This is a genomic window from Anabaena azotica FACHB-119, from assembly GCF_014697625.1.
GTDB classification, from domain to species: Bacteria; Cyanobacteriota; Cyanobacteriia; order Cyanobacteriales; family Nostocaceae; genus Trichormus; species Trichormus azoticus_A.
The window spans coordinates 93,880-108,644 of record NZ_JACJSG010000004.1 but is presented as its reverse complement, the minus strand read 5'-3'; the positions used below and the strand labels follow the sequence as shown (position 1 = coordinate 108,644).

Below are 14,765 nucleotides of genomic sequence, written 5' to 3'. Positions count from 1 at the left end.
TTTAATAATTAGAACTTTACGTTATATTTGTCAGCAAGTTCAGAAAGCTTTTCATACTGCTGAAGCCCTGCTTCAATAATTAACTGTTTGGCTTCTTCTGGTGTATTGCCATTTTCGGGAATTAAATACTTCACATAAAGGGCGACAAAATCCACCATGACTGCTGAACCAATCAAACCATGACTATCAGCTTCCTGTCCCGCCATTGCTGATACTAACCCTGCTTTGATTGGATCTGGTTTGACTTTCATGAACTGGTCTATAATTTGCCAGATATATTCATTAGGAATTAACTTTTCTAACTTAGTTCTGTCGGGTACAAATTCTATACCTGCGGCTCTTGATTGCTCTATAACACACCATTCTGTAAATTCTTGTAGTGCTTCTTCGGGAAGTTTGGGCAGATATTTGTGTAGTTCTAAATCAGACACAGGCTTACCTAATATATTTCAGTTTTGTTGAAGTGCATTAAGCCAAGCCTAGCTTACAGTTTCTAGTAGTTTTAGTGTGTTACACTACGACTTTTAGGTAAATAGTTAAACAGTTATAGCAGTAGCCACATAGGTTAGGACATAGGTAAATTATAAAAAACCCTTATATTAAGCAGCTTTTGAAGCTGTCACCTGTCACCTGTCACCTGTCCCCTGCTATATATTTACATAGAGTTTGATGAGAGGAATTAAGATATTTGATTTTACGAGATTTTGTAACATGAGTAGGAAGGAAGGGGTGAACTAAAAGATAAGTGATCCTAAAGTTAGTTAAATACTATTAAGTCGGAGATGCAAAAATTTACATCTCCAACTTAATAATAATTAAAGTAAACTTTGCAGATGTTGGACTAACTGCGGTGCTTGTACTACGCCTTCGATGCGCTCAACTGGCTGACCTTGTTTGAACAATACCAGTGTTGGTAAAGCGGCAATTTGATACTGGGTGGCTAATTCTGTGTATTTCTCAGTGTCGATTTTGACGATGCGGATGCGGTCTTTAAGTTGAGTATTTACTTGCTGTAAAATTGTCGCCATCATCTGACAAGGGCCACACCAATCAGCATAAAAGTCTACTAAAACAGGCAAATCAGAACCAGACAGCATTTCTTCAAAGCTGTTGAATTGTTTTTTAGTAGTCATGTGACACACACCATTTTTTATTGTTTGAATTTAATATTAATGTCTGATTTCTGAAAACGGTGTAACATTATTTTATTTTTATTGTTGCTAAGGGCAGTGAACAGTTGACAGTGAATAGTTCACATAACTTGACAACTAACAACTGACAACTGACTAATGACTGTTTTAGGTACAAATCGCCATAAGATAATTAGCGCGGGAATTTAAAAGCTTGAGGAATGTTTTATGGCTGTGTTAACTGAAAATTTACGAGGACAAGTAGCCGTTGTTACAGGTGCTTCACGAGGAATTGGACGAGCGATCGCCTTAGAATTAGCTAATTATGGCGCTACCGTCGTCGTCAATTATGCTAGTTCTAGCACTGCTGCTGATAACGTAGTAGCAGAAATTACCAATGCTGGTGGTGAAGCGATCGCCCTACAAGCCGACGTGTCCAAAGCAGATCAAGTGGACAATTTCATCAACACTGTTGTTGATAAATTCAAACGCATCGATATTTTAGTGAATAATGCCGGGATTACCCGCGACAACCTTCTATTGAGGATGAAGCCAGAAGACTGGCAGGCTGTAATTGACCTAAATTTAACTGGTGTATTTTTATGTACTCGCCTCGTCAGTAAGCTGATGCTCAAGCAGCGTTCTGGTCGAATTATCAATATTGCCTCCGTCGCCGGACAAATGGGTAATCCTGGTCAAGCAAATTACAGTGCTGCTAAAGCTGGCGTAATTGGCTTTACCAAGACAGTTGCCAAAGAACTATCCTCTCGTGGCATTACCGTTAACGCCGTGGCCCCTGGTTTCATTGCCACAGACATGACCAGCAACCTGAAAGCCGACGATATTTTGCAATTCATTCCATTAGGTCGCTACGGACAACCAGAGGAAATCGCGGGAATGGTGCGCTTCCTCGCCGCCGACCCAGCCGCCGCCTATATTACCGGACAAGTCTTTAATGTCGATGGCGGCATGGTGATGTAAGGGGGCAGTTGACAGTTGACAGTTGTCAGTTATCAGTTATCAGTTATCGGGTTATCTCCACTGTTCACTGTTCACTGTCCACTGTCCCCTGTCCCCTGTACCCTATTCCCTGTCCCCTGTACCCTGTACCCTATTCCCTGTTCTAATTCTTTGCCAAACTGTAAAGCCGAGCAGAAGAATGATACTAGTGGCTGTGGTAACTATCACCATCAAGCTCATGCCTTGGACTCTCATCGCTAGTACATTGCAACCTAAAGTGATTGACCACAAGGTAAATGCGGCACGGCGTTGAGAAAATCCCCAAGCGAGTAAACGGTGGTGTAAATGGTCTTTTCCAGGGGTACTTAAGGGATTTTTACCTGCCAGTAGCCGTTTGATAAACACTTGGGTAGTATCTAGCACTGGCAACAACAGAAACAAAACCGTGGGGCTAAGAGCATATATAGTATTGCGTTGTAGACTACCGAGAATACTGGTTGCCGCTAATACATAACCAAAAAAGTATGCTCCAGCATCACCCATAATAATCCTTGAGGGGTGGAAGTTATGACGCAAAAAGCCTAAAGCTGCACCTCCCAAGGCTGCCAAAACTAGAGTAGCAGCCGCCCGATTGGGAAATTGGGCGGATACTCCTAACAAACTCATGGCAGTGATGAAACTAATTCCTCCTGCTAATCCATCCATCCCATCCATTAAGTTGACGGCGTTGGTGATACCTACCACCCACAGCACAGTTAGCAACATTGAGAGGATGGAATCGATTGGTGTGCCAAATTTTACATCAACACTGATGCCATTAGCTACTAGTAATAGTGCCGTGACAATTTGCGCGCACAATCTTACAGAGGGGGGTAATCCGAACTGATCATCAATAAACCCGACCAAGACTAGGATTGAACCCCCTAGTAAAATAGTCAATACTTGAGCTAAAACGCTTTGCAGTTCGATGGGTCGCAAAAGGCTAGCTAACACCAATGCGGCGATTACTCCCGCGTAAATGGCTAAACCCCCTGCATTTGGCAACGGTTCAGGGTTGAGCCGTCGGGCGTTCGGTTGGTCAGCCCAACCCACCCGCAAGGCGAATTGACGTACCGTGGGAATTAAACGCCACGTTACTAGCCAAGCCAACATAAACGTAAATACTACTGCCAACCAGCCGGAGCCGCTAGGGTCAGCAATGCCTATATATTTAAGGGAGTTGTAGATATTCATCTCCCGATTTCACCATCACTGCTACTGTTCCACATGAGCATCAAGTGTATATTAATCAATTTTTTTTCTTTCCACATCCGGTTTGAGTTTTTAATGTGTTTAGCACTCTGCGCCTGTGAGTGCTAAATTGTCTAATGGAAGCGCAAGAGAAAAGAAACATGGCAAAAATTATTTCATTTGATGAAGATTCACGGCGTGCTTTAGAGCGGGGTGTCAACGCCCTGGCTGATGCAGTGAAAATCACTTTGGGGCCAAAGGGTCGTAACGTGCTTTTAGAAAAAAAATACGGCACACCCCAAATTGTTAATGATGGTATCACTGTCGCTAAAGAAATTGAATTAGAAGATCCTTTAGAAAATACTGGTGCTAGATTAATTCAAGAAGTAGCATCAAAAACCAAAGATGTTGCTGGTGATGGTACAACCACTGCGACTGTTTTGGTACAAGCTTTAATTAAAGAAGGTTTGAAGAACGTCGCGGCTGGTAGTAACCCCGTGAGCTTGAAGCGTGGTATTGATAAAACTACTGAGGCTTTGGTAGAAGAAATTGCCAAGGTAGCCAAACCAGTAGAAGGCAGTGCGTTGGCATCGCCCGCCGCAGGCATCGCTCAAGTTGCCACTGTTTCAGCTGGTAACGATGAAGAAGTTGGTAACATGATTGCTCAAGCGGTGGAAAGAGTCACCAAAGACGGTGTAATCACCGTCGAAGAATCCAAATCCCTCACCACCGAACTAGACGTGGTAGAAGGGATGCAGATCGACCGAGGCTACATTTCCCCCTACTTCATCACCAACAACGAACGTCAAACGGTGGAATTGGAAAATGCCCGGATTCTCATTACCGACAAAAAAATTAACAGCATCCAAGAATTAGTACCCGTTCTGGAAAAAGTAGCTCGTTTGGGTCAACCCCTACTCATAGTTGCTGAAGATGTAGAAGGTGATGCCTTAGCAACCTTAGTGGTGAACAAAGCCAGGGGTGTACTTTCCGTAGCGGCAATTAAAGCCCCTGGATTTGGCGAACGCCGCAAAGCGTTATTACAAGATATCGCCATTCTGACAGATGGTCAGCTAATTTCTGAAGAAATCGGCTTAAGCCTAGATACAGCTTCCATCGAAGCTTTAGGTACGGCGCGGACAATCACAATTGATAAGGAAAACACCACAATTGTTGCAGGTACTACCACCAAGCCCGAAATTCAAAAACGCATTGGTCAAATTCGCAAACAATTGGAAGAAACTGATTCCGAATACGACAAAGAAAAATTACAAGAACGCATTGCCAAGTTAGCTGGCGGTGTAGCAGTAATTAAAGTCGGTGCGGCTACCGAAACCGAACTCAAAGACCGCAAACTGCGAATTGAAGACGCACTCAACGCGACCAAAGCTGCTGTAGCTGAAGGTATCGTTCCCGGCGGTGGCAAAACCTTAATTTACTTAGCTAGCAAAGTAGACGCGATTAAGGCTAATTTTGATGAAGAAGAAAAAATCGGCGCTGATATCGTTAAACGGGCTTTAGAAGCACCCTTACGCCAAATTGCCGATAATGCTGGTGCAGAAGGTTCCGTTATCGTCTCTAGAGTGAAAGACAGCGATTTTAACGTAGGTTACAACGCTGCTACCGGAGAATTTGAAGACCTTATTGCAGCTGGTATTATCGACCCCGCTAAGGTTGTCCGTTCTGCATTGCAAAACGCCGCTTCCATCGCTGGTTTAGTTCTCACCACCGAAGCGATCGTTGTGGAAAAACCAGAGAAAAAACCTGCTGTTCCTGCTGATCCTGGCATGGGCGGCATGGGCGGTATGGGCGGCATGGGCGGTATGGGCGGCATGGGTATGTTCTAAATAGGGAACAGGTGACAGGGGACAGACCCACCCCTAGCCCCTAGCCCCTCCCAAGAGGGGATTGGGAGATGTGCTTCTCTGCGTTCCCTACGGGACGCTTCTCCTTTGGAGTACGCGATAGCGTGTCGTAAACAGACGCTCCGCTAGCTACCGCTTCCACGGAGTGGTACGACTGCGCTCAGCAACCGGGAGTAGGGGAAGCATTTTCTACCCAATCCCCAATCCCCAATCCCCAAAACGTTAGGGGCATCCTCTCCGCGATCGCCTGCTGCTTTGCAGGTGAACCCAAAGAGGCTGCCCCTTTCTAATTATCCAAAATCCCTTAATTTTTGAATTTTGAATTTTGAATTTTGAATTGATACTACTCAGCAGTAACTAGTTCTGTGCTGCCGCGTGTGCGTTTGCGGGTCAAGGTGTTATACAGCATCATTCCGATCGCCTTGATTAAGTTGCCTTCTAGTTCTTGGAACATTTTCATGTTCATACCAAAAGCGGCGTTGGCTTCCTCAACAATGCGATCGCCTGTAGCATCGTCAATTGGCAATTCATCCAAAGTTTGACGGTATTTAGCTTTAAAAGCTTTCTCATCGGTAATATCTGCGAACTCATAAAAGGCGGTTCCTTCCCCTTCATTCAAATTCATTGCTGTCACAGCAATATTTTTGAGGATTTGTCCCCCGGATAAATCACCTAAGTAACGGGTGTAAGAGTGAGCAATCAACAATTCTGGTTCGGTAGCTGATATTTCGCGGATGCGTTGTACGTAAGCTTCTCCTGCTGGTGACAGTTTGATTTGGTCGCGCCAGTTAGCGCCATAATAATAACTCAGGTCTTGTTCTAAGCTATGCTTGCGGTTCAGTTGGGAAAAGTTGATTTTAGAAACGATGGGATGCTGGCTATGTTTTTCCATCTCTTCTTCCATCGCTGAATATACGTAGTAGAAGTTAGCCACTAGCTTCCGGTAAGAGCTTTTTTCTACTACCCCTTTTAAAAAGCATTTGACAAAACCTACATTTTCTGCCATTGTGTGGGCTTTTTTTGTACCAACACGCAGTTTGCTTGCTAAATTGCTGCTCATACTAAATATCTCAACTTTAAAAGGTCAACTACCGGAGTTTTAAATTACGGACGGCTAAAAAATGCCACTAAAACGTAACATTAGAACTATTTGATGAGAATTTATATTAATATTTTTTAAGTAACCGCAATCTATACTTTTGTTAAGTTACAAAGTATGCCAAGTCTTAATCGCAATTAGCGGTAATCATCAACTGCGTCAACTGCTCAACCATGAAATATTTCTTAACTTTTTCCTGCTTCAATAATACAAAAACCTTGATTTTTATGAGGCTTTAATGAATTTTCTTAATTGCCACTGGCGACTATGAAAGTCAAGGGTTAAACTGAAGGGCATCAAAATCCAGTCATAAAATCTTTATGAAATGTTGACAACATCATAGTTTCTCCTCCGTAAAAATACTGAATTAAGTTAATTTAAATTTCTTTAATAAAAGAAAAAAATATCATTAAACTAAATCGAAAAGTATTTACCCATAGTTTGTGAATAAAGTGTAAAGTGGCGTGAGTTCATCGATAGAGGTAAAGGCTACTTCTTTCTTAAGTGACTTGCTTGGCTGTGTCATTCGAGGTAGGAGTATAAAGAAGGCTGATATCTGAGGATTGAGGCTAGCGTTCTCTTAATCAGTAATCAGCACTGGCAATTTATCGAACTGACGTTAAATTAAAAATTTTTAGTGTGAAGTGTGGAGTGTGGAAAATTATGGTTTCATCTATAACAAGAACTCAAAGCTATATCCGAGAAGTTGCAACTGAATCTAAAGGTTTAGGAAAGGTATTTGAGGGCTGTTTCGCGCCCAGTACAATCTCTTTACCTGCCACGCCTTTATTTGGTACAGATGGTATTCGCGGCAAGGTAGGGGAATTACTGACTGCGCCTTTAGCTTTACAAATTGGTTATTGGGCTGGCGTAGTTTTACGTAGCCATGCTAGTCAATTAGGCCCTGTCATCCTGGGACAAGATTCCCGCAACTCTAGCGATATGTTGGCGATGGCTTTGAGTGCGGGGTTGACGGCGGCTGGTTTAGAAGTTTGGTATTTGGGGTTATGTCCTACTCCTTGCGTGGCTTATCTCACCAGCGTTAGTGAAGCCATCGGTGGCGTGATGATTTCTGCTAGCCATAACCCCCCAGAAGATAACGGGATTAAAATTTTCGGGGCTACTGGTGGCAAGTTGGCGCAGGCGTTACAGACAGAAATTGAAGCTGGTTTGCGGGGAAATCTTTCTGTTGCTGGTAATGTGGGTAATTGCGGAAGGCATTACTCACGACTGGAGTTGGTGAGAGATTATGGCGAGGCTTTGAAACAACCCCTGCAAGGTGGTGTGAATCTCCAGGGGATGAAGATTGTGCTGGATTTAGCTTGGGGTGCAGCCGTGGGGTTAGCACCAGCAATATTTCAGGAAATGGGGGCGGAAGTTATTTGCCTGCATAATGCCGCAGATGGCGATCGCATCAACGTCAACTGCGGTTCTACCCACCTAGAAATGCTGGAAGCTGCTGTCAGGGAACATCACGCCGATGTAGGTTTTGCCTTTGATGGCGATGCCGATCGCGTTTTGGCTGTAGACTCCACTGGTCGTCCTGTAAATGGCGACTACATCCTCTACCTCTGGGGACAGCATCTCAAACAACAAAACCAACTGCCAGATAACTTGATTGTTTCTACAGTCATGGCAAACTTAGGTTTTGAGAGGGCTTGGCAACAACAGGGTGGTAAATTAATTCGCACCGCCGTGGGTGATCAATACGTGCAAGCAGAGATGGTGAAAACTGGGGGAATGCTGGGGGGTGAACAATCAGGTCACATTCTCTGCCGTTACTATGGTATGACTGGCGATGGTTTGTTAACAGCATTGCATTTGGCAAGTCTGGTCAAACAGACTGGAGTTTCCCTAGCCCAACTGGTAGACCAAAGCTTCCAGACCTATCCCCAATTGTTGCGGAACGTGCGCGTGGTAGACCGCGATCGCCGTTTGAACTGGCAAAATTGCCAACCAGTACAACAAGCGATCGCCCTTGCCCAAACAGCAATGGGTGATGCTGGTAGAATCTTAGTCCGGGCTTCTGGTACAGAACCAGTTATTAGAGTCATGGTAGAAGCGGCTAACGCTGAACTAGCTAACCACTGGACAAATGAATTAGTCGCCCAAGTACAGCAACACCTAGCTGCTTAAATCAGTTATCAGTTATCAGTTATCAGTCAGCCAGGGCGTATCGTGGGGATAAACAAGCGTCACTTTACGCCTTCCCCCAATTCGTGTTTCACCAATGTATTTAACTGATAACTGTTCACTGTTAACGTAAGTTCGATGAACCTCTCCCTCCCAACCTCCCTCTCTCTAGAAAAGTTCTGAACGGAGGAAGCCTCGCCAGAGACTTTTCGCTCCTACGAGGAGAGGGAGGAGAAACGAAAAAATCACCCTCTTACTCCCCTCTCCTCGTAGGAGAGGGGTTGGGGGTGAGGTCAAAACAACGCTGGTCGAACTCAGGTACTGTTAAGTCTTAATTTTGACAAATTCATCAATTTATTGCAATTCTTTCGTAAAAACCCTAGTCAAACACTAGGGTTTTTACTAACGTGATAATATTTACTTGTTAACTTTATAGGAATAAATAAACCCAACTATTATATATAGCGAGAAATCAAAAAGGTTAGAAACGTCTGATCTCAAAGCTTCCGCGTAGTAAATATTAATTAATATATGAGCAGAAATAAAAAAGTATATGTTGGTTAGGCATCACCCACCCTAAATCTATTGCTAAATATTGATCCATATCTAAATCTGAAAAAAAGAATCAAATAACCGCCGATCTAGAAGATGAACGCAGATAAATTAAAATGCACCTATGGCAGTAACAAAATCTAAATCCAAACGCTCTAAAAAATCAGCAAAGCAGTCACAGGTCGAAACCCCTAGCCTGAGTATCAAAGAACAGCTAGCCCAAAAACGTAAAGCTACTAAAGCACGTAAAGAACTCATCAGCACACTGACTACTGTCACCGTTGTTAGCCTCTTTGCGGGGCTTTTAGCGTTTTTGGTAGTTGGTATTAAAACCGCAGTTCCCGTTGTTTTAGGGATTATTGTCATGTCCCTTTCTTACAAATATCCCCTTATGGGATTGATAGCGTTTTTAGTATATGTACCTTTTGGCGGAACCATCACTTACTACATTGGTAACAGCCCAATTTTACAATTAGCAAAAGATGCTTTTTACATTCCAGCGCTAATTGCCATTTGGCAAGCTTGTCGTCGGCAAAAACTACCTTTAATTTTTCCCCCAGCTATTAGAACACCATTCTTTATCTTATTAGGTGTGTGTCTTTTGACCTTGTTATTTGTGAATGGCGCACAACAATTCAGCCCTCCTGATCTTGGCCCATTTAAACAAGCACCTAATGAAATACCTTTAGGGATGGGAATTTTGGGATTAAAAGTACTTATAGGTTATTTGCCTTTGATAGCTTGTGTCTATTACCTCATGAAGGATAAAAAAGACTTTCTCTTCATATCGCGCCTACAAGTAGTCCTCATACTCGTATGTTGTGCATTAGGTATTGTGCAGTTTCTTTTACTGCGAATTGGGATATGTGAAGGTACTAGAAATGCTACAGGAGATGCCTTATTTAAGGCAACATTGGAAGCAAGATGTTACTTTGGTGGTGCTTTAGTTTACAGCCCTGATGAGGGAATGATTAGATTACCAGGAACCTTTGTTGCCCCTTGGCAGTGGGCATGGTTTTTAATTTCTAGCACTTTTTTGGCTTTTGCTACAGGTTTCTCTGATCCTTCAATAATTTGGCGGTTGATCAGTCTAGGTTCTATGGCTGGCATATTTATTAATGCAGTTATATCTGGACAAAGAATTGCTTTAGCATTAGTACCCGTTTGCTTTGTGATTTTACTTGTACTCACAGGTCAAATCGGTAACTTAAAACGTTTCATTCCTATCGGTGTGGGGTTAGCTTTCTTATTAGGAATTGCTATGGCTAGTAACCCTGCGGTTGTTCAGGAACGGATAAATAGTTTTTCTAGTCGTTGGGAAGCTTCGCCACCCCAAGACTTTATTGTTCAGCAATTTGAAGACTCCTTGGGAAGTTCAAATAACATTTTAGGCAATGGCTTGGGTCGGGCGACTAACTCTGCCCGGACTTTGGGTTCCACAAGGTTGATAGAAACTTATTACCCCAAACTTTTGTATGAAGTGGGCATAGTTGGCACACTGGGTTTTCTCGCCTTGGTGACTACAATTACAGTGGCGGCTTTTAAAACGTATCGCTCCATCAAGAACCGTAATTTCCGTACTTATGCGGCTGCTTTATGGGTGTTTATATTGTTCATTAGTTATAACACTTATTACTATCCTCTAGATGTTGACCCGGTAGCCGTGTACTACTGGTTTTTTGCGGGGATATTGTTTAAATTACCAGACATAGATAAACAAGAGAGAGAAAATGCTGATAGTCCACAAAAAAATCAGAAAAAAGGACTACAACTAAAATTTTTATAAACTACACTCTCAGTAGGTGCAAGATAAATATGGCAATCTGAGCAAGCTAATTTTAACTAGGTAGTAAATTTATATGAGTAATTTGCCTTTGATTACCGTAGTGATACCAACCTACGGAAGAGAAGAACCCCTAAAGGATAGCATTGTAGATGTTTTGAATCAGGATTATCCCAACTATGAAGTTTTGGTGGTAGACCAGTCGCCAACACACAAGCCAGAAATTCAAGCTTACTTAGAAGAAGTCGCAACCGCCGGGAAGATTAAATGGTTTCGCTTAAATTGGGCGAGTTTACCAGGCGCACGTAACTATGCTATCAGGCGTTCATCTGGGGAAATAATTTTATTTATTGATGATGATGTCAAGTTAAAACCTGGTTTTTTAGCAGCCCATGCTAAAAATTACATCCAAAATCCAGAGGTGGGGGCTGTTGCAGGTCGCGTATTTGACAGAATGAAATTAGGTGATTCTGGGGGAAATTTAGAGATTGAATATTTACCGCCAGAAGCAATGGATCCGGGAATTGCTTGGTATCATATCGACTTAGTACATACGATTAAACCCCAGCAAGTGTTGACTGCTAGGGGTTGTAATATGTCTTTTCGGCGAGAGATTTTTACCAAACACGGACTGAGGTTTGATGAAAGATTTGGTGGAAGTGCAGTGCGTGAAGAATCAGATTTTTGTCTGAGGTTTCGGCGGACAGGGTATAAAATTTGGTATGACCCAGAGGCAGATTTAATTCACTTAGGTGAAGAAACAGGGGGTTGTCATGATATTAGTACGCGATCGCTCCAATATCAATTCACCTTCTACCACAATCATTTCCTCCTGGGATTGAAAAACCTCAACGTTAGCCAAGCCCTACGCTTATACGCCCGCTTATTTGATTGTCATGTCCTGGGTCGTCCCCCTTGTCACAAAAGCGGTTCTCCTGCCAAAATTCTCAGCCGTGCAGTATTCTATACATTAGGTTTTCTCAAAGCTTTAGGAACCGTCATCCAGTCACCTTGGAATGATGGTCAAATTTACACTCATCTCGATCAAGAGTCATTAGTCAAGAGTCATTAGTCATTAGCCATTGACAACTGACAACTGACCCTACGGGTTCGGCAGTTGCTTTAAGTCGGGAGACCCGCCCAACGCACTGCCTTACAACTAACAACTAAACAAATATTTATGAGAATTTTAGTTGCCAGTCATACTTATATCGTAGACCTGAACTGCGAAAAACTCCGTGCTTTATCTCAACTAGAACCAGGGATTGAAGTTACAGTTGTAGTCCCTAAAACTTGGAAACCTGGGGGTGTGCAGAATAAAATTATTGCAACCCAGTATCGGGATGAAGGTGCATTTAAAATAGTTCCAGTTACCAATTTTAGTCAAAACCACCAAGGTCTACTCACATTTGGGGCTGATTTAATCTCATTATTACGTGAGTTTCGCCCCGAAGTAATACAAGTAGAACAAGGGTCTAGAGGACTTGCATATACCCAGTTAATTGTTTTAAATCAACTATTAGGGCTTAAGGCAAAAAATGTCTTTTTTACTTGGTGGAATTTACCTTACGAGTTAAAATTACCAATTGCTCTATTAGAAAAGTTTAACCTTAGTAACAGCCACGGTATTATTTCCGGTAATCAAGATGGGGCAGAAATTTTAAAACAACGGGGATATAAAGGCCCAATTAAAGTTATGCCACAGTTGGGTGTGGATGAAACTTTATTTACACCTCAACCACAACCGGAATTAGCTGCTAAGTTGGGTATTCAACCGGGTGAATTTGTTATTGGCTTCGTTGGGCGATTTGTGCCAGAAAAAGGTTTACTGACACTTTTGCAGGCATTAACTAAATTACCACTTGATAAACCCTGGAAACTATTATTATTAGGTCGAGGTTCATTACAAGAGGAAATAGTTAAAGTTGCCTCAGAAAATAATATCCAAGATAGGGTGATTTTGGTAGAAAGTGTACCACATAACGAAGTCGCTAATTACATTAATGTAATGACTACTTTGTTATTACCTTCAGAAACAACTTATAAATTTAAAACTTTAACTTCTGTAGGTTGGAAAGAACAATTTGGTCATGTATTAATCGAGGCTATGGCTTGCAGAGTACCAGTAATTGGTTCTAATTCTGGCGAAATACCTCATGTAATTGGGGATGCTGGTTTAGTCTTTCCTGAAGGTGATGTGCAAGCATTAGCAAATTGCTTATTCCAACTAATGGAAAAACCAAATCTAACTCAAGAACTGGGTGCAAAGGGTTATCAAAAAGCTATGGTTAAATATACAAATAAAGCTGTAGCCAAGCAACAATATGATTTTTATCAAGAATTAGTGAATACTTAGATTAAGTTTCCTCTGTGCCTCTGTGTCTCTGTGGTGAAATAATTAAACACAGAGACACAGAGTTTTAATATTTTTAAGTAGGTAGACATAATTAAATGTAATACCATTTCTCCATAATGCTGCACTTAATACTGTAGATTATTAACCTCACGCAGAGGCGCAAAGGAGCAAAGGAAGAACATTTTATTAAGTGCATCGTTACAGAGAATTGGTATAAGATGAGTTGTTGTTCGTAGTGTTCGCGTAAGCGTCTCGTAGAGAACCCAGAGAGCGAATTATCGCTCTGTTGCTGAGTTTTAAAGGACTAAAGTCCTTACTACAAACTTATATTTTATTAAGTCTCTCTATTTAGAAAAATGAAAATTTTACAAATTGTTCCCTCAATTTCTCTGGTTTATGGCGGCCCTAGTCAAATGGTTTTAGGGTTAGCGCCTGCGTTAGCTAAAGCAGGTGCAGAAGTGACAGTGATTACAACTGATAGTAATGGTGATAGTGGTCAAAAACCTTTAGATGTACCGTTGAATGTTCCTATTAAACAAGATGGTTATGAAATAATTTATTTTCGCTGTTCGCCATTCCGGCGTTATAAGTTTTCTTTAGATTTACTCAAATGGTTAAATATTCACGCTCACGAGTATGATATAGCTCATATTCATGCTTTATTTTCGCCTGTAAGTAGTGCGGCTGCTACTGTATGTCGGCAAAAAAAATTGCCTTATATTTTACGACCCTTGGGTACTCTTGACCCGGCTGATTTACAGAAGAAAAAGCAATTAAAAAAACTGTATGTAGAAATTATTGAACGGCGTAATTTAGCTGGTGCAACAGCTATTCATTTTACTAGCGAACAAGAAGCTAAAATATCAGCAAGATTTGGCGTAACTACAAGGGATTTAGTGATACCTTTGGGTGTAATTCCTCAGCAAAAAAAAGTAGAGAATACAGTGCTGAGTCAGTTGGGAATACCTCAAGGTGTACCATTGATATTATTTATGTCGCGAATTGAGCCGAAAAAGGGGTTAAACTTATTAATACCTGCTTTAGAAAAACTATTAGTATCTGGTAATAACTTTCATTTTGTCTTAGCGGGAACCAACCCCCAAGACCCAGATTTTGAACAAAAAATAAAAGACCAGATGGCTAATTCATCACTGCGATCGCACAGTACCATTACAGGCTTTGTCACAGGGGAATTAAAAGTTAGTTTACTCCAAGCTGCTGATTTATTCGTCCTACCTTCATATTACGAAAACTTCGGGATTGCGGTAGCCGAAGCAATGGTTGCGGGTGTACCTGTAGTTATTTCCGACCAAGTACATATCTGGGAACAAGTGCGTGATAGTGAGTCTGGCTGGGTGGGGACAACAGAGGTGGAGTCACTAGTGGAATTATTACAACAAGCATTGCAAAACCCCCAAGAATGCAAGCGTCGGGGGTTAAATGCCCAAAATTACGCCTTAGAAAATTTTAGCTGGGATGCGATCGCCGGGCAAATGCTCCAAGCCTACCAAACAATCTAACTTTTCACGTTATGTGGAAAAGTCAACGTCAGACCTAACCCCCCAGCCCCCTTCCCTCGTAGGGAAGGGGGAGAAATCAAAGCCTCTCTCCTTGTAGGAGAGAGGAATGGAAGTGAGGTCTTCTAGATGCCGTGAAA

11 protein-coding genes are annotated in these 14,765 nt (G+C 42.0%); 7 read left to right on the top strand and 4 right to left on the bottom strand.

Going from position 1 to position 14,765, the window contains the following annotated elements:
* Positions 1–8 precede the first annotated feature (8 nt).
* Both H6G83_RS04015 and trxA read right to left on the bottom strand, forming a co-directional pair.
* On the bottom strand, positions 9–431 hold the full coding sequence (locus H6G83_RS04015; RefSeq protein ID WP_190467313.1) for a hypothetical protein: 423 nt from the start codon (positions 429–431) through the stop codon (positions 9–11).
* 384 nt (positions 432–815) lie between these two features.
* The gene (trxA, locus tag H6G83_RS04010; protein ID WP_190467310.1) at positions 816–1,133 is read right to left on the bottom strand and encodes a thioredoxin; all 318 of its coding nucleotides are present in this window, start codon (positions 1,131–1,133) and stop codon (positions 816–818) included.
* 225 nt (positions 1,134–1,358) lie between these two features.
* On the opposite strand from trxA, the gene fabG reads away from it, so the two are divergent.
* Positions 1,359–2,111 carry a 3-oxoacyl-[acyl-carrier-protein] reductase gene (gene fabG, locus H6G83_RS04005; RefSeq protein WP_190467307.1) on the top strand — a complete coding sequence of 251 codons (753 nt, stop codon included), beginning with the start codon at positions 1,359–1,361 and terminating at the stop codon, positions 2,109–2,111.
* Positions 2,112–2,213: 102 nt separating this feature from the next.
* Here fabG and H6G83_RS04000 read toward each other — a convergent pair whose 3' ends face one another.
* Positions 2,214–3,323, bottom strand: a complete 1,110-nt coding sequence (locus H6G83_RS04000; protein WP_190467305.1) for an MraY family glycosyltransferase — start codon at positions 3,321–3,323, stop codon at positions 2,214–2,216.
* Between the two features lie 158 nt (positions 3,324–3,481).
* On the opposite strand from H6G83_RS04000, the gene groL reads away from it, so the two are divergent.
* A complete protein-coding gene (groL, locus tag H6G83_RS03995; protein ID WP_190467302.1) occupies positions 3,482–5,167 on the top strand; it encodes a chaperonin GroEL in 1,686 nt (561 codons plus the stop codon).
* Between the two features lie 361 nt (positions 5,168–5,528).
* Here the strand turns inward: groL and H6G83_RS03990 are convergent, their stop codons facing one another.
* Positions 5,529–6,245: a biliverdin-producing heme oxygenase gene (locus H6G83_RS03990; protein ID WP_190467300.1), complete on the bottom strand. Its 717-nt coding sequence runs from the start codon at positions 6,243–6,245 to the stop codon at positions 5,529–5,531.
* Positions 6,246–6,947: 702 nt separating this feature from the next.
* Here H6G83_RS03990 and glmM point away from each other — a divergent pair.
* From glmM to hpsP, 5 genes are all read left to right on the top strand, one after another.
* Positions 6,948–8,420, top strand: a complete 1,473-nt coding sequence (gene glmM / locus H6G83_RS03985) for a phosphoglucosamine mutase (RefSeq protein ID WP_190467298.1) — start codon at positions 6,948–6,950, stop codon at positions 8,418–8,420.
* Between the two features lie 673 nt (positions 8,421–9,093).
* Positions 9,094–10,755 (top strand): hormogonium polysaccharide biosynthesis protein HpsL, encoded by a 1,662-nt coding sequence (gene hpsL, locus H6G83_RS03980; protein WP_190467296.1) that lies wholly within the window; start codon positions 9,094–9,096, stop codon positions 10,753–10,755.
* A 73-nt stretch (positions 10,756–10,828) separates the two neighbouring features.
* A complete protein-coding gene (gene hpsN, locus H6G83_RS03975) occupies positions 10,829–11,824 on the top strand; it encodes a hormogonium polysaccharide biosynthesis glycosyltransferase HpsN (protein ID WP_190467294.1) in 996 nt (331 codons plus the stop codon).
* 108 nt (positions 11,825–11,932) lie between these two features.
* Positions 11,933–13,108, top strand: a complete 1,176-nt coding sequence (hpsO, locus tag H6G83_RS03970) for a hormogonium polysaccharide biosynthesis glycosyltransferase HpsO (RefSeq protein ID WP_190467292.1) — start codon at positions 11,933–11,935, stop codon at positions 13,106–13,108.
* A 356-nt stretch (positions 13,109–13,464) separates the two neighbouring features.
* Positions 13,465–14,628 (top strand): hormogonium polysaccharide biosynthesis glycosyltransferase HpsP, encoded by a 1,164-nt coding sequence (gene hpsP / locus H6G83_RS03965; protein WP_190467290.1) that lies wholly within the window; start codon positions 13,465–13,467, stop codon positions 14,626–14,628.
* Positions 14,629–14,765 lie beyond the last annotated feature (137 nt).